Origin of the sequence: Streptomyces sp. V4I2, assembly GCF_030817655.1 — a bacterium.
GTDB classification, from domain to species: domain Bacteria; phylum Actinomycetota; class Actinomycetes; order Streptomycetales; family Streptomycetaceae; genus Streptomyces; species Streptomyces plumbiresistens.
On the sequence record NZ_JAUSZM010000003.1, the window covers coordinates 815,067 to 830,506 of the forward strand.

General features: G+C 70.8%; 15 protein-coding genes and 2 pseudogenes. 7 read left to right on the forward strand and 10 right to left on the reverse strand.

Going from position 1 to position 15,440, the window contains the following annotated elements; all coding sequences use genetic code 11:
• Positions 1-2: 2 nt before the first annotated feature.
• Positions 3-1,268, reverse strand: a complete 1,266-nt coding sequence (locus QFZ76_RS04675; RefSeq protein WP_307672487.1) for a glycosyltransferase family 4 protein — start codon at positions 1,266-1,268, stop codon at positions 3-5.
• Positions 1,269-1,553: 285 nt separating this feature from the next.
• Between QFZ76_RS04675 and QFZ76_RS04680 the strand changes: the two genes are divergently transcribed.
• On the forward strand, positions 1,554-2,069 hold the full coding sequence (locus tag QFZ76_RS04680) for a GNAT family N-acetyltransferase (protein ID WP_307672488.1): 516 nt from the start codon (positions 1,554-1,556) through the stop codon (positions 2,067-2,069).
• Between the two features lie 52 nt (positions 2,070-2,121).
• Here the strand turns inward: QFZ76_RS04680 and QFZ76_RS04685 are convergent, their stop codons facing one another.
• From QFZ76_RS04685 to QFZ76_RS04700, 4 genes are all read right to left on the reverse strand, one after another.
• Positions 2,122-3,567 carry a glyceraldehyde-3-phosphate dehydrogenase gene (locus QFZ76_RS04685; RefSeq protein ID WP_266446190.1) on the reverse strand — a complete coding sequence of 482 codons (1,446 nt, stop codon included), beginning with the start codon at positions 3,565-3,567 and terminating at the stop codon, positions 2,122-2,124.
• Between the two features lie 54 nt (positions 3,568-3,621).
• Positions 3,622-5,049, reverse strand: coding sequence for a PLP-dependent aminotransferase family protein (locus QFZ76_RS04690; protein ID WP_307679927.1), 1,428 nt, complete (start codon positions 5,047-5,049; stop codon positions 3,622-3,624).
• Between the two features lie 857 nt (positions 5,050-5,906).
• Entirely contained in the window at positions 5,907-6,608 is a 702-nt protein-coding gene (locus QFZ76_RS04695) for a B3/4 domain-containing protein (RefSeq protein ID WP_307679928.1), read from the reverse strand.
• Positions 6,609-6,610: 2 nt separating this feature from the next.
• Entirely contained in the window at positions 6,611-7,216 is a 606-nt protein-coding gene (locus QFZ76_RS04700) for a LysE family translocator (protein WP_307672489.1), read from the reverse strand.
• 290 nt (positions 7,217-7,506) lie between these two features.
• Here QFZ76_RS04700 and QFZ76_RS04705 point away from each other — a divergent pair, with 290 nt between their 5' ends.
• On the forward strand, positions 7,507-7,977 hold the full coding sequence (locus QFZ76_RS04705; RefSeq protein WP_307672490.1) for a hypothetical protein: 471 nt from the start codon (positions 7,507-7,509) through the stop codon (positions 7,975-7,977).
• Between the two features lie 19 nt (positions 7,978-7,996).
• Here the strand turns inward: QFZ76_RS04705 and QFZ76_RS04710 are convergent, their stop codons facing one another.
• Entirely contained in the window at positions 7,997-8,860 is an 864-nt protein-coding gene (locus tag QFZ76_RS04710; RefSeq protein ID WP_307672491.1) for an NAD(P)-dependent oxidoreductase, read from the reverse strand.
• 133 nt (positions 8,861-8,993) lie between these two features.
• Here QFZ76_RS04710 and QFZ76_RS04715 point away from each other — a divergent pair, with 133 nt between their 5' ends.
• Positions 8,994-9,488: a lamin tail domain-containing protein gene (locus QFZ76_RS04715; protein WP_307672492.1), complete on the forward strand. Its 495-nt coding sequence runs from the start codon at positions 8,994-8,996 to the stop codon at positions 9,486-9,488.
• Between the two features lie 21 nt (positions 9,489-9,509).
• On the opposite strand, the gene QFZ76_RS04720 is transcribed toward QFZ76_RS04715, so the two are convergent.
• On the reverse strand, positions 9,510-9,656 hold the full coding sequence (locus tag QFZ76_RS04720; RefSeq protein WP_266446172.1) for a hypothetical protein: 147 nt from the start codon (positions 9,654-9,656) through the stop codon (positions 9,510-9,512).
• Positions 9,657-9,838: 182 nt separating this feature from the next.
• Here QFZ76_RS04720 and QFZ76_RS04725 point away from each other — a divergent pair.
• Positions 9,839-10,608: pseudogene (locus QFZ76_RS04725) on the forward strand (serine/threonine protein kinase).
• A gap of 101 nt (positions 10,609-10,709) precedes the next feature.
• The gene (locus tag QFZ76_RS04730; protein ID WP_307672493.1) at positions 10,710-11,084 is read left to right on the forward strand and encodes a peptidase M23; all 375 of its coding nucleotides are present in this window, start codon (positions 10,710-10,712) and stop codon (positions 11,082-11,084) included.
• A gap of 69 nt (positions 11,085-11,153) precedes the next feature.
• On the opposite strand, the gene QFZ76_RS04735 is transcribed toward QFZ76_RS04730, so the two are convergent.
• Complete coding sequence (locus QFZ76_RS04735) at positions 11,154-12,356, reverse strand: serine hydrolase (protein ID WP_307672494.1); 1,203 nt, start codon at positions 12,354-12,356, stop codon at positions 11,154-11,156.
• Positions 12,357-12,590: 234 nt separating this feature from the next.
• On the opposite strand from QFZ76_RS04735, the pseudogene QFZ76_RS04740 reads away from it, so the two are divergent.
• Both QFZ76_RS04740 and QFZ76_RS04745 read left to right on the forward strand, forming a co-directional pair.
• Positions 12,591-12,869 (forward strand): annotated as a pseudogene (locus QFZ76_RS04740) (SDR family NAD(P)-dependent oxidoreductase); the annotation flags it as partial.
• 71 nt (positions 12,870-12,940) lie between these two features.
• Positions 12,941-13,213 carry a hypothetical protein gene (locus tag QFZ76_RS04745; protein ID WP_307679929.1) on the forward strand — a complete coding sequence of 91 codons (273 nt, stop codon included), beginning with the start codon at positions 12,941-12,943 and terminating at the stop codon, positions 13,211-13,213.
• 18 nt (positions 13,214-13,231) lie between these two features.
• Here the strand turns inward: QFZ76_RS04745 and QFZ76_RS04750 are convergent, their stop codons facing one another.
• Together QFZ76_RS04750 and QFZ76_RS04755 are read right to left on the reverse strand one after the other, a co-directional pair.
• Positions 13,232-14,491, reverse strand: coding sequence for an acyltransferase (locus QFZ76_RS04750; protein ID WP_307672495.1), 1,260 nt, complete (start codon positions 14,489-14,491; stop codon positions 13,232-13,234).
• A gap of 125 nt (positions 14,492-14,616) precedes the next feature.
• Positions 14,617-15,396, reverse strand: coding sequence for an alpha/beta fold hydrolase (locus QFZ76_RS04755; RefSeq protein ID WP_307672496.1), 780 nt, complete (start codon positions 15,394-15,396; stop codon positions 14,617-14,619).
• Between the last annotated feature and the right edge of the window lie 44 nt (positions 15,397-15,440).

The window sequence follows — 15,440 nt, forward strand, 5'->3', positions numbered from 1 at the left end:
GCTCACCGCTGTCCCTTCCGTACGATGCGCAGCGCGCCGCTGGCCGCGCCGAACGCGGCGTCGCGGGCGGCGAAGCCCTGGCTGACCAGGACACGGCCGGCGCGGGCGCGTTCCTGTGCGGCCGGTCGCCCTGCCTGTCGTGCCGTGACCGCCTCGGCGAGCAGCCGTTCGGCCTGCTCGACCACGGGGCCGGGCGCGAATCGCCCCGCGTTCTCCAGGGCCGCGCGGCCCATACGGCGGCGCCGGTCGTCGTCACGGACGAGGTCCAGCAGGGCGGCGCCGAGCGCGTCGCGGTCCCCGACGGGCACGAGCCGTCCGTCGACCCCGTCCTTGATGATTTCACCGGGTCCATAGGGGCAGTCGGTGCTCACCACCGGCAGGCCGCAGCGCATCGCCTCGACGATCGTCATGCCGAACGGTTCGAAGTTGGAGGCGGCCGCACCGATCGAGCCCTTCACCCACTCCGCCTCCATGGGTGCCGCGGCCCCCATCAGGAAGACGTTGTTCCACAGGCGCAGGTCCACGATGAGCTGGCGCAGCCGATCGTGTTCCTCACCCTTGCCGTAGATGCGCAGCTGCCAGTCCGGGCGTTCGGCGGCGACCACGGCGAAGGCCTGTATGAGCAGGTCGTACCGTTTCACCGGGACCAGCCGGCCGGCCGCTACGACCACCTTCGCGGTGCCGTCGGCGGCCGGGAGCGCGGGGTCCGGCACGCTGTTCGGGAGGGCCTCCACCCGCACGCCGGGCAGCCTCATCTTGCGCCGGTAGGCGGCGGCGTCCGCCTCGGTCACCGTGGTGAGGACGTCGAGCCGACGGTAGGCCCGGCGCAGCGCGTTGCGCAGCCTGGGCGGATGGTTGTCCAGGGTGAGGTGCTCCTGCCCGATGCGTCCGACATGGCGCGGAGTCTGGAGCGCGAGATGGACGTTGAGCCCCGGCCTGGTCCCGATCACCACGTCCGCGTCGATCGTGGCGAGGCATTCACCGATCCGCTGGTCGGTCAACTCGCTGTACTGGCGGTATCGGTACTCGGCCCGCGGGAACACCCTCGCCGGTCTCAGATGTAACGGATGCTCCTTCTCCTGCCTGAGATCCACCAGAGGCCGCAGCGACACCTTCGGGTCCAGGGTGAAGTTCGGGCGCTCCCGGTGCCGCAGCACGGAGACGATCTCCACCTCGTGCCGCTCGGCCAGTGCGTGGGCCAGGTTGAAGGTGGTGGCGATCGTGCCTCCGATCCCGTAGGCGTTGTGGATCAGGAAAGAGATCTTCATGGCGGACTAGACCATGCCAACTGCCCTTAGGGTTGCCGCCCGTTACCACTTCGTAGTGAACATTTGTGCTGCTTGAACTGGCCAAACGGTATGAGGAAGGTGAAAAGGAGTTGCTGCGCCTACGAGGGCGTGGATAACGTCGCCGCGCGAGAAGCGCGTGATCACAGTGCGGCAAGGGAGGTTGATGAGTATGGCTGCCGTCGGCCGTGTTCAGCATGCCCTTGTCCGGTCCGCGCCCCTGTCGAGGAGCACGGTCCGGGTCGCGTCGACGACCAGGAGTGTCACGTGTCTTCCTTCCTCACACCCACCCACGCAGATCTGCTGACCGACCGCCTCGTCCTGCGGTCGTGGGCCACCGCCGAGATCGATGCCGTGCTGCGCGGGGTCCGGCTCTGCCATTGGGCCGAGGACTTTCCCGCCGAAGGCGATCAGGTCGTCGCCGGCCTGTTCGCCGAGCATCCCGAGTGGCTCGGCGAGTACGGCCACCGTCAGGTTCTCGAACGCGACAGTGGTCCGGTGGTGGGCTCGGTCGGTCTGTTCTGGCCGCCTGCCGATGGCCGACTCGAGATCGGCTACGGAATCGTGGCGAGTCGCAGAGGGCTGGGCTACGCCGCTGAGGCCACCCGGCGCCTGACCGCGTTCGCCCTCGCCGCGCCCGAGGTGCACACCGTGTACGCCGACGTCGCGTCGTCCAACCCGCCGTCGGTCCGGGTGCTGGAGAAGGCCGGCTTCCATCTGGCGGGTTCCGAAGCGGAGTTGCTCCGGTTCCGGGCCACGAAGACGGACCTGGCCCGGCGGTAGTCCACGGCCCGGGAAGCGGCGGCCCCGTGGGTCGGGGCCGCCGCCTCCGGGCTCAGGCCAGCGGAGCCGGGTAGGTCGGGTACTCCACCCCGGAGACGTGCTGGACGACGCGGATGACCTGGCAGGAGTAGCCGAACTCGTTGTCGTACCAGAGGTAGAGGATGGCGTTGTCGCCGTCGACCTTGGTGGCGCCCGCGTCGATGATCGAGGCGTGGCGGGAGCCGATGAAGTCGCTGGAGACCGCGTCGGGGGCCGTGGTGAAGTCGATCTGGCGCTTGAGCGGCGAGGTCAGCGAGACGTCACGGAGGTGGTCGAGGACCTCCTCGCGGTTGGTCTCACGGCCGAGCCGCAGGCTGAGGATCGCGATCGAGACGTCCGGCACCGGGACACGGATCGAGCTGCCGGTGATCGGCGCCTTGAGGTCCGGCAGCGCCTTGGCGACGGCGGAGGCGGCACCGGTCTCGGTGATGACCATGTTGAGCGGCGCGGAGCGGCCACGGCGGTCGGCCTTGTGGTAATTGTCCAGCAGATTCTGGTCGTTGGTGAACGAGTGGACGGTCTCCACGTGGCCGCGCAGGACGCCGTACTCGTCCGCCATCGCCTTCAGCGGCGGGACGATCGCGTTGGTGGTGCAGGAGGCGCAGGAGATGATCTGCTCCTCCGGCTTGATGGTGTCGTGGTTGACGCCGTGCACGATGTTGGGCACGTCGCCCTTGCCCGGCGCGGTCAGGACGACCTTGTCGACGCCGGGGCGCAGGTGCTGCGACAGGCCCTCGCGGTCGCGCCACTTGCCGGTGTTGTCGATGAGGATGGCGTCCTTGATGCCGTAGGCCGTGTAGTCGACCTCCGACGGGTCATTGGCGTAGATCACCTTGATCTCGTTGCCGTTGGCGATGATCGTGCTGTTCGCCTCGTCGACGGTGATCGTGCCCTGGAACTGGCCGTGGATGGAGTCGCGGCGCAGCAGCGAGGCGCGCTTGATGATGTCCTGCTCGCCGCCGCCGCGGACGACGACGGCACGCAGCCTGAGGCCGTTGCCGGAGCCGGACTTCTCGATGAGCAGGCGGGCGACGAGGCGGCCGATGCGGCCGAAGCCGTACAGGACGACGTCGCGTCCTTCCCGGCGCTCGATCTTGTTGGCGCCCGTGGCACCGGCTACGGCCTCGGCGGTGAAGGCCGCCACCGACAGCCCTCGATCGTCGGTCCGGTACGTCGCGGCCAGCATGCCTATGTCGATCTGGGACGGGCCGAGGTCCAGGGTGGTGAGGGCCTGGAGGAACGGCAGGGTCTCGGTGACGGACAGTTCCTCCCCGGCGATCTGCCGGGCGAACCGGTGGGTCTTGAGGATGCTGACCACTGACTTGTTCACCAGGGAACGGCTGTGGAGCAGCACGGTGACGTCCTGCTCCCGGTGCAGCCTCCCGATGATCGGGATCATCGACTCCGCGATCTCCTCGCGGTTCTTCCAGTTGGTGAACGAGTCCTCGTTGACAGTCACAGTTTTCTCTTTCGAGCTAGGTGGCGCTCATATGCTAGTACCCCTCTGTTCTGATCAAGCGGGGGGATCCACCTGCGGCCGCGATGCTGTCCGGCTCAGCGTGCGCAGCGCCTCGCCGAGTGCCGCTACGCCTTCGGCTATGGCGCCGGGTGCGGTGGCCGCGTAGCCGAGGACGAGGCCTGGGCGGCCGGGGAGTTGGCGGTGCCAGGACAGGGGCTGGCACTTCACGCCCCGGGCGAGCGCGGCGGCGGCCAGATCGGTGTCGGGTACCTGCGGCTCGTACGTGACGGTCAGATGCAGACCGGCCGCGGCGCCGTGCACGGTCGCGCCCGGGAGATGCCGGGCGATGGCGTCGATCATCGCGTCCCGGCGGCGTCGGTGACGGCCGCGCAGCAGGCGCAAGTGGCGTTCCAGGTCGCCGGAGTCCATGAGCCGGGCGAGTACCAGCTGGGGCAGGACCGCGTTGCCCAGGTCCGTGAAGCGCTTCGCTTCGGTCAGCGCGTCGCGGTAGCGGGGCGGGGGTACCAGCCAGCCGATCCGCAGGGCGGGGGCGAGGAGTTTGGAGACGCTGCCCGCGTAGCAGACGTGGTCGGCGAGCAGGGCGCGCAGTGCAGGGACCGGCGGCCGGTCGTAGCGGTGTTCCGCGTCGTAGTCGTCCTCGATGATCAGGCCGCCGTCCTCGGCCCAGCGCAGGAGGTCGCGGCGGCGTTCGCCGCTCATGACCACGCCGGTGGGGAACTGGTGGGCGGGTGTGAGCAGCGCCGCGCGGGCGCCGGTGGCGCGCAGTGCGTCCACGCGGACGCCGTCGTCGTCGACGGGTACCGGTGGGGTGGCGAGGGCTCCGTTCGCCAGGTGCTGGCGGGTGCCGAGCGAGCCCGGGTCCTCCACCGCGATGCTGTCGATGCCTGCCGCCCGCAGCACGGGGTGCAGCAGGGTGAGCGCCTGCGCGGTGCCGGCGACGATGAGTACCTCGTCCGGTTCCACCCGGATGCCTCGGCTGCGGGCCAGCCAGCCGGCCACGGCCCGGCGCAGTTGTGGGGCGCCACGCGGGTCGCCGTAGCCGAGCTGCTCGGAGGACAGGCCGGTGAGTACGGCCCGCTCCGCGCGCAGCCAGGCGGTGCGGGGGAACGCGGCGAGGTCGGGCTGACCGGGGGTGAAGTCGACGCGGGCGCGGACGGCGCGCAGGGCGTCGAAGACCTTGGCGCCGGGTTCGCCGACGAAGAGGGTGCCCGGTGCGGAGTCGTCGACCGCACGGGCGTGGCCGGTGGGGGACGCGGACGGCGGCAGGGCCGGGGCCGCGACCACCACCGTCCCGCCGCGCCGACGCCCCTCGACGTGACCGTCCTCGGTGAGCCGCCGGTAGGCCTCGGTGACCACCCCGCGGGAGACCCGCAGTTCGCCGGCGAGCACGCGGGTGGGCGGCAGCCGGCTTCCCACCGCGAGCCGACCGTCGGCTATCGCCTGGCGCAGCCGCCGAGCCAGCCAGTCGGCCTTGCCGGAACCTGATGCGTCACCGGCATCGAGCTGGAGGAAGTCGGAGCCGTAGGGCGGTGGGTCGGGGTCTGACTGCGGGGCTTTGCCGGAGCCGTAGGGCGATGGGTCGGGGTCTGGTTGCGGGGCTCGGCCGGAGCCGTAGGGCGGTCGGTCCGGGCATGACTGCGGGACTCTGCCGGACCCGTAGAACGGTCGGTCCGGGTCTGACTGCGGGACTCTGCCGGACCCGTAGAACGGTAGGCCGGGGTCTGGCGGCGGGACTCTGCCGGAGCCGCGGGACGTGGAGCCGCCGTCCGCCGACGGGGCCTCGTCGGAGCCGCGAGGCAAGGGGCCGGGGCCCGCCGACGGGGCCGCATCAGAGCCGTACGCCAGAATCCCGCCGTCCCCCGGTCGGGCTGCATCACAACCCTGGACCGGAGCGCCGCCGTCCGCCGGCGCGGGCTCGGCGGAGTCGAAGGACGGGAAACCCAAGCCCGCCGACCCAGACCCATCCGAGCCGTACGCCACCATCCCACCGCCCACCGACCGAGCCGCCTCAGCACCCCGGCCCGGAGCCCCACCACCCACCGACGAAGAACTGGCGGAGCCGAAGGACGGGAAACCCAGACCCACCGACCCAGACCCATCCGAGCCGTACGCCACCATCCCACCGCCCACCGACCGGGCCGCATCACAGCCATGCGCCGGGATCTCGCCGCCCACCGACCGGGCCGCGTCAGAGCCCTGCGTCGGAGCGCCGCCGTCCGTCGGCGTGGGCCTGGCGGAGCTGGGTTCTTGCGATGTTCGGTCCCCCTCATTCATCGGGTCCATGGTGTCACGGGTCCTCTGAGCGTCTCGCGCGGAATCTAGTCGCCGAAGACGAACTCCGGTGCGGAGCGGGTGAGGACGGCCGACGCCGTGGTGGTCGGCCAGTGCGCGGTCAGTTCCTCGGCGGCGGTCTTCAGGAGATCCGATACGGTCTGCGCGCCGCCCTCGTGCATCGCTTCCGTGACCACGAGGATCCGGCCGGTGTGCTCGCCGACCGCGGAGTGGCCGCTCTGGCGGTTGGTCCAGCGGCGGGCGTGTGCCCGGCCGGCGGAGTCGACGAAGGTCACCTCGCCGGGTGCGGGGTGTTCGGTGTCGCCGCCGAAGGTCGTGTAGTGCTCGTCGCCGAGAGCGCGGCGCACCTCGAGCAGGGGGCCGGAGATGCGGTCGACGTCGAGGGCCGCGACCGGTACGCCGTAGGCGACCGAGAGCGCGTTGCACAGGTCGACCACCGGGTGGATGCGGGGCAGTTCGCCCTCCTTGCGCAGTCGCCGCAGCAGTGATTCCGAGGCGCACCGGTACTGCGTCGGCTTGAGCCCCATCCGAGAGAAGGTCCGCCGCCAGGCCAGTACCTCGGGGAACGCGCTCTCGGAGGCGCCGGCCAGCCGGGCCGTGGCGCGGGAGGTGTACTCGGCGACGCGCGCGGTGACGTCGGCGGAGATGTCGATGCCGGTGGCGTGGAGCGCGCCGGCGGAGAGTTCGGGATGGTCGGCCCAGAGGGCGTCCGCGTGCCGGAAGCGCATGCTCACGCCACCGCCAGTCGTGCGCTCAGACCCACGAAGCAGACCGCGAACACCCGGCGGATGCCGGTCATCACCTGGGGCCGGGCCAGCACGCGGTGGCGCACGGCGGCGGCGCACATGCCGTACGCGGCGAAGACGACGAAGGTGAGGGCCATGAACACCGCGCCGAGCCGGAGCATCGCGCCGAGGGAGCCGGACTCTCCGGCAGGGACGAACTGCGGAAGGAACGCGACGAAGAACATCGTGAGCTTCGGGTTGAGGAGATTGAGCAGCACCCCGGAGGCGATCACGCGGGACACCGGTCGTGGCTCGGATTCCGTCTCGACCGTCAACGCGTCCTTGTCGCGCAGTGTGGCCCACGCCATGTAGAGGAGGTATGCGACGCCGAGGTACTTCACCGTCTCGTAGGCGACGGCGCTGGTGTGCAGCAGTGCGGCGAGGCCGGTGATCGTCGCGATCAGGTGCGGCACGATGCCGAGGGTGCAGGCGAACGCGGCGACGATGCTCGCGCGGCGGCCGTGGGACAGCCCGGCGGCGAGGGTGTAGACCACGCCGGTGCCGGGGGTGACCACCACGACGAGGCTGGTCAGTAGGAACGCGATGCTCAAGGAGGGCCTCCGCAGGGTTCGTTGTGCTCTCACCCTGTCGCGGTCTTGGTCCGGCCGACAGAGCCAAAGTGTGCGGGGTTGAGTGGTCCATAAGTCCATAGCCGGTTCGCGCGAACGCCGCGTCCTGACGCCCAGCAGGTCGCCTGCGTCGGGATCGCGCCGTGAGCCTGCGTGCCGCCTTCCTCCGGGCGGCCCACGATCGCCGGCGTTGCGCCGTTCGAGTGGTGCGCCGCCGGTCACGGTCGTAGCGTCGAGGCAGGGACGGGTGCGGACGGCGGCCGGGAGCGGACATGCCAGGACTCGCGGTGACCAAGGCGGCGGCGCTGTGTGCCGCGGTGGCGTTCGTGGCGGCCATGGGCCCGGCCTCCGCCTCCCCCGCGGCGGCGCCGTCGTCGGCGGTGCAGGCCGCGGCGCAGCCGGTCAGGGACACCGTGCTCGTCGACTGCTCCTCGAAGCCGCAGGTGCGTCCGGCCGACTTCATCCTGGCCTGCGGCGACGGCAACAGTCGCCTGGCCTCGCTCCGGTGGACGCACTGGGACGCCGATTCCGCGAAGGCGAGGGGCGTCAACTGGGTGAACGACTGCGATCCGTACTGTGCGGCGGGGACCTTCCACTCGTATCGCGTCGTCGTCCGGCTCGACCAGCCGCAGAGCTGGAACAAGGATCCGCAGCAGCAGCGCTACGGGCGGATGACGCTCACCTTCCCCGGTGACCGGCCGGAGCGGCTGGCGCGCACGGTGACCTACTCGCTGTGGAACTGAGCGGCGCCTTGGCCGGTCGTCACGCGGCCTCTTCCGGGCCGCGCCCGAGGAGGTCGGCGAGCAGTTGGCCGCTGGTCACGCTCCGGTCGTCCTTGTGGGCGTGCCAGCGCTCGAAGGTGTCCGCCGCGGCGTCGGCGAAGGAGCCCGTCAGACCGCTCCCCCGCCAGGCCTCGGCGATCTCCCGCATCTCCGGCTCCCAGCGCCAGGCCCTGGGGCCGGCGCTCGCCAGTTGTTCCGGCCGGGCCAGTGGGGTGTCCGGCAGCAGGTGCGCGGCGACGTCGAGGAGGTCGTCCAGGACGCCGTGGTCCTCCGCGAGGGCGCAGGCCTCGGCGGCGAGCGCGTACGAGATCTTGTTGTAGGCGGCGAAGGCCAGCTTGAGCGCCGAGGCCCGGCCGACCGGGCCGGCCAGGACGACCGGCGTCAGCAGAGTGGCGTCGAACAACGCCCGGATCCCTGATACGACCGTGTCGTCGCCCGACAGATAGAGCCGGGTGGTTCCCGCCTCACGGGGCGGCGGTCCGGTGATGCCTCCGTCGACGAGTGTCGCGCCGGTGCCGTGCAGCGCCTCAGCGATCTGTGCCATGCGCCGGGGACTGACCGCGTTGGCATCGACGTAGACACCCTCGAAGCCGGCGGCCGCCGTCTGACGGGCGACGTCGAGGGCGGCGGCCGGCGGACACACACTGAGGAGCAGGGTGCACTCGGCGGTCAGCTCCGCCATGCTCCCGGCAGGCAGCAGCCCCAACTCCGCGGCCCGCCGCCGCGTTTCGGCCGAGCGTCCCTGCGGCAGCCACCAGACCCTGCTGCCCGCGGCCCTCACCTGTGCCGCCACCTGTGCACCCATGGCTCCGGGGTGCACGATCCCCACATCGGTATGAACCATGCCGGGACCCTATCGCCGTCGGCGGGCCGCCTGGACACTGGCAGCTTCACATTTCCCACACGTTCCCATCACGTCACGTTCATCGACGGGATAGACTCCGGGCGCTCCATTCGCACCACAGGGGGGATTTCTCATGCGTATACGCCATGTGCTGGCGATGTCCGCTGCCGTCGGGGCGATAGCCGCCGTGTCGGCCGCGCCCGCGCAGGCCGCCGAATACACGTCGGCCTTGAAGCTCAAGGGCGTTCAGTACGACGCACCGGGCGCGGACTCCAACAGCTGCTCCACCGGCAACACCAAGAGCGAGTACCTGACGATCAAGAACTACTCGGCCTCGAAGACCGTCAACCTCAAGGGTTACGTCGTCAAGGACGCCACGGGCAACCGCTTCGCCTTCACCGCCAACCACTATCTCCAGCCCGGCGACTACGTGAAGCTGCGCGGCGGCAAGGGCACCGACTCGGACGCGAACAACGTCGTCTACCGCCAGAACTGCAACTTCATCTGGAACAACGACAAGGACACGATCTACCTGTACAAGCCGGGCGGAAGCCGGGCGGACGTACACGCGTACACCAAGAGCGGTTCCGACCCCGACCGCAACGGTTACATCACCTTCCACGGCTGACGAACCGTCACGGCCGTCCGGTCAGCGGCGAGTGCGCCACTTGCTCAGCAGGCGCTTCGCCTGGGCGCGGCGGCGCGGGTCGGATGCGGCGCGCCGCGCCTGCTCAACGGTGCGACGGCCCTGAGGACTCCGCGTGTACTGCTTGATGCGCTGGATGACGCTCGGCATGGTCGTCTCTCCTCCGGTCGGCGGGTTTCGTTCCCTCGTTGCTGCGCCTACCCGGTGCCGGACGATTCAGGCCACGGCCCGATTCCCGGTCCCCTCAGGACCGGGAACCGGCCTGTTCCAGCACTCCGGACAGCGCGGTCGCCGCTTTAGAATTCTGGCGACCGACACGGGGGATGAGTGTTATGGACACCGTTATCGTGCAGTTGCCCGACGAAACAGAGTCTCGTCCGGGAGCAATTCATCAAAAGCCGCGGCTTCTTCACATGGGGCCGGGTGAGACCAGGGACTTCGGGCGGGGAGCCCCGGGCAGAGCGCTGCCCATTGCCCTGCCCGATCCCGGTGTGTCGCGGCACGCGGGACGCATCGAGGCAGCCGGGGACTTCTGGCGGTTGTCGAACTTCAGCGCGACCTCCACATATGTCGTGGAGAATCTCGAAGGGGCCGGCGAATACGTCAAGGTGGCTCCGGGGCGGCTCGGCGCGCCCGTGCCGTTCGAATTCTCCCGGGTGGTGCTGCCCGCTCTGGACAGCACCGCGAGTTTCAAAGTGTTCGCGCCGCAGCACGCCTATGCGCAGGACGGCGCCGGGCCCGACCACGGGGAGCGGACCGTGAGCCCGTTCTCCCTCGACCGACGTCCAAGTACTTCCTCGTCCTGGTCGCGCTGTGCGAGCCCCGGCTGCGCACCGCGTCCGGCGTGGCGCTGCCCGGCGCCGGCGAGATCGTGGAGCGGCTGCGGCCCCTGGAGTCGTGCCGGGATCTGACCCGTTCCGCCGTGAACTACCACATCGACTACCTAACGTCCGCCAAACTCCGGCTGCGGACCGGGAACGAGGACGAGACGCGGGTGGGTGCCAAGCGGGAGGACCTCGTCACGCTCGCGCTGCGCTTCGACCTGGTGCGCGAGGAGCACCTGGCCCTGCTGCCCCAACGCCTCCTCGGGTACGCGCACTGACCCTGACATCTGTCAGGGACCGCGGCACCACACCTTTCCCTAGAGTCCTGAGTGCCGGCCAAGTGCCGTGCAGCAGCAGATCAGTTCAGGGGGAAACACACATGAAGAAGCTGATGCAGCGCTCCGCCGTCGCGCTGGCCGTGGCCACGCTCGGCGCGGGAGTCCTGGCCACCACGGCCGCGGCCGCGCCGGCCGCGGTGAGCGGCGGCGACCCGACGCTCACCGACGTCTACATCTGGGCCACCAACGTCAATCTGCGCGAGCAGCCGACCAGCGAGTCCAACCGCCTGGCCGTCCGCTCGAAGTACTGGCTCGACGCCGTGTGCCAGACGCCGGGCCAGACCGTCACCGACCCCGCGGTCGGCACCAACAACTGGTGGACCGCGGTACAGGAGTTCGCAGGCAGCGACATCGCCTGGGTCAACAACCTGTACCTCCGCGGCGGCGTGAAGATCGAGGGCGTCCCGGACTGCTGACGTCCGTCGGCCACCGCGTGCATGGGGCTTGCCCGGCGAGGTCGGGCAAGCCCCATGCGGCTGTCTGTCTCAACGACCGCCGTCGGTCAGCAGCGCGCAGACGAAGTTCTCCTGGATGGCGCGCAGTTGGCGCAACTGCGCGGGGGCCGCGGTTTGGTTGATCTGGGTAGTGACGGAGAAGGTCAGCGAGCGGCTGCCGTCCGGGGTGGCGGCGATCAGCTGCGTGTAGCCGGGGATGTTGCCGGTGTGCCCGAGCACGACACCGCAGCGCGTCGCGTAGCGGAAGATTGCGAGGCCCGCGGAGTTGCGCCCCGGCCCCGCGGGCTCGGACGCGCCGTCGATCCAGCGCCGCTGCGCGCGTACGACGCCCTTGCCGTACAGCGCTCCCCCGGCGTAGCCGCGGATGAAGCGGGTCATGTCGGCGGGGGTGGAGACGATCCCTCCGGACGCCCACACGCCGGAGGCGCTGAGGAGCTCGCTGACGTCCTCCGGGGGCGCGGGCGGGCTCACGTCGTATCCGTGCAGGTAGGGCTCGGGGAGCCGGTAGCCCTGCGGAAGGCTGGTGTTGCGCAGGCGCAGCGGCTCGTAGACGAGTTCGCGCAGCAGTTGTTCGTACGGCGTGCCGGTGACCGCCTCCGCCATCAGGGCTACGGCGATGTTGTCGGAGTTGGAGTAGCGGTACTGGCTGCCGGGCCGGAACCGCAGGGGTTCGTCGGCCACATAGTCGAGGAGGCGACGGGAGTCGAAGCGGTGCCGCGGGTCGGCGATCACCTCCTCGAGGAAGGCGGGGTCGTCCGTGTAGTCCGGCAGGCCGCTGGTGTGGTTCAGGAGTTGCCGCAGCGTCACGGAGCCCCAGGCACGGGGCAGCCGGGGCAGGCGTTTGCGCAGGGTGTCGTTCAGACGCAGGGCGTGTCGGTCGACCAGGGTGAGCGCCACCGCACCGCTGAAGGCCTTGGCCGTGCTCGCGATGCGCATGTGGTCGTCCGTGCGGGGCGGCCGGCCCGTGGCGAGGTCGGCGACGCCGGCCCGCAGGACCTGCTTGTCGTGGCCGCGGCGGAGCACGGCGATGATGCCGGGCGGGCCGCCCGGGCTGCGTACGAACTCGTCGAGCTGGTTCTGCAGCGTACGGTCGTCCGGCGGTCGCGGGGTGGCGTCGGCGGCGCTGCTGACGGCGGCCGGGGCCAGGCCCGCCAGGCAGATCGCGATGACGAGCGCCGGCCGTAGCCGTGGGCGACGGAGGGGGGTGCGGGGCGGTGCGGGGCGCAGAGGCATGGCGGCTCCTGAGGGTGAGCTTCGGGGCTGATCCAGCCTCACCTGGTGCGCAGGCCGCCTGCTCCTCGTGCTGCTGCATACGGCGCAAGGACGCACCGGCTCGGACCGTCGGACAATCCGACTCCGCCGTGCCCAAGAACCGCGCAGAGGCGTGACACTGCTCGTGACACCTGTGACACCTCTGACACCTGTGGCCGCTGTAACGGGGCAAGGGTCTTCGAGCGAGGGAACGCCATGGCGCGCATCACCGGCAGGACCATCCTGATCGTCGGCGCCTCGTCGGGCATCGGCGCCGAGGTGGCGCGCCACCTCGCCCCCGGCGGCAACCGGTTCGTCATCACCGCACGCCGTGCCCCCGAGTTGGCCGCCGTCGCGCAGGAGATACGAGCCGCGGGCAGCGCCTGCCTGCACATCGCCGCCGACGCCCTCGACCCGCAGGCAGCGGCCGACGTCGTGGCGGCCGCGGCCGCGGAGTACGGGACCATCGACATAGCACTGCTCAACGCCGGCCAGGGACCGGACATGTCCATGGACCAGGTCACCGGGGGCCGTACTCGGCGGCGAAGGCGGCCGCGCGCACGCTCATCGACGCCGCGCGCGTCGAACTGGCTCCCCGGGGCATCCGGTTCACCACGATCCACCCCGGCTTCGTGGCCACCGAGCGCATCAGCGAAGACGGACTGCCCAAGCCCTTCCAGGTCAGCCAGGAGCGGGCGGCCCGGCACGTCGTACGCGCCCTGGAGAAGGAACCGGCGCAGGCGTGCTTTCCCTGGCCCACAGCGGCGCTGGTCCGCACACTGCGCGCGCTGCCCACACCCCTGTCCGCACTGCTCCTGCGGAAACTGGCCGCCCCGTAGGGAAGCTCGCCGCGCCCGTCACGCGGCCGGCGCACGCGCTGGAGTGGCCACGGGCTCCAGTGGGCGCACGCGGAACCGGTCGCGGCGCAGCAAGGGCCGCTCGACGAGGAGGTACGAGGCGAGGGCCGCCGCTACCGTCGCCACGACACCCGCCGGGAGCAGCCGGCCGCCGTCCACGCCGAGATCGGAGAGCAGCCGGATGACGGGGTAGTGCCACAGGTACATCCCGTAGCTGAGGTTGCGTCCGACCCATGCCAGGGCGGACACCGACAGCAGACGGGAGGGCCACGACCGGGGGCACAGGTCCAGGGCTGCCACCACCGTGGCCGACAGGACGGCGACGGCGAGGAATCCGACCGTGTACCACACGGGGTTCCACCGGCTCGGTTCGGTGATCGGGACCTGCCAGGCGATCAGCCCCAGCAGTGCGAGCGCGGGCCAGCAGAGCCGTCCCGCCCATCGGCGCAGCAGTGCCAGTCGGGGGTCGTCGGCACGCAGCCGGGCCAGGACGACGGCCAGCAGAGCTCCGACGAGGAGCTGGTCGGCGCGGGTGTCGGGGCCGTTGTAGATGCGGTGCGCCGCCGTGGGGTCCCAGAGCACCGCCCGCCAGAGCACCGGCAGGACGCACAGCGCCGCGACCCAGCCCAGCACCGACCGCGCCTTCGCGTGCCGCAGCAGCACCAGCAGCAGGAGCGGCCAGGCCAGGTAGAACTGCTCCTCCACCCCCAGCGACCAGGTGTGGCTGAGCGGCGCGGTGAGGTCCGAGTACGGCCCGGACTCCCCGGCCCGTACGAGATTGACCACCGACGCCGCGGCCAGAGCCGCCGCCACCCATGCCCCGTCGAACAGCGGCAGCACAAACGCCAGGGACAGCAAGGTGGTGACCGCGCACATCACCAGCATGGCCGGCACCAGCCGCAGCCACCGCCGCCGGTAGAACGACCCCAGGCCGATCCGGCCGGTACGGGCGTACTCGGCGACCAGCAGCCGGGTGATGACGAAACCGCTGAGCGTGAAGAAGACGTCCACGGCCACGGAACCTCCGGGCAGCGGATCCGGCTCCACGTGATACACGATCACCAGCATCACCGCGACCGTCCGCAGTCCGTCCAGCCCCGCCACCCGCCCACCACGCAGTGCCGACGAAAAGCCCCGCCCGCCACGTCTGCGCCGGTGCGCCGGTGAGGGGACGAGCGGCAGCGCCGCTCGCACGTCCGGGCTCTGCCACTCCGTAGCCTCGCCGGCCTCGTCTACCGTGCTCCGATGGGGGGTGCTCATGACGACGGCGCCTGCCCAGCGCGGCAGAGTTCACACAACTTCTCAGGTTCCCCACAGGTTCAGCGCCGCTTTCCGGCCGCCGAAGACATCGCGGAGAACGAGCGGGCGCCGCCTTCGCTGACCTGTCAGTCCCGGGGGCTCACGAACCAGTCGAGCGCCACGGTGAGTTCCGCGGGCTTCTCCACCGGGAGTTCGTGGCCGGCGTCCAGGATGCGGATGACCGCGTCCGGGTAGCCCTTCGCCATGCGGAGCATCTGGGCGACGGGCAGTTGGACGTCGTGGTAGCCGTGCACCAGCAGGGTGGGGGTGCGGATCTCGCCGACGCGGTCGAGGACGTCGAAGGCGCGCATGGCGGAGTAGAGCGTCATCACCACCTCGCGCGGGGTGGCCGCCGAGGCGCCGATGTAGGCGCGGATCTCCTCGCGCGGGTAGCCGGGGGCGAAGGCACGCTGGATGTTGGCTGCGACGAAGAGCTTGAAGGGGACCAGGGTGGAGGCCGCCATCAGCAGGCCTCTTCCCCGGTTGTAGGTCATCTTGCTGATGGAGTTCACCAGCACCATGCGGTCGACCCGGTCGGGGTGGGCGAGGGCGATGGTCTGCGCGATCATGCCGCCCATGGAGTGACCGACAGGGATGAAGCGGTCCACCTTGAGGTGGTCGAGGAGGGCCAGGACGTCGTCGGCGAGGTCCTCGATCGTGCGGGCGCCCGATCCGGTGCTCTCGCCGTGGCCGCGCAGGTCGAGGCGGATCACCCGGCGTCCCGGGGCGAAGTGGGCCATCTGGTGGTCCCAGCGGTGGCGGTTGGCCGTCCAGCCGTGGATGAACACCAGCGGGGTGGCCTCACCGTCGCGGGAGCCCTCGTCGTCGTACGTCAGTGTGGCGGCGTCGAGAGCGAGCGTTGGCATGGGGCCTGGCCTCCTGCGATGGCGATGGCGATGGAGTTACTGCC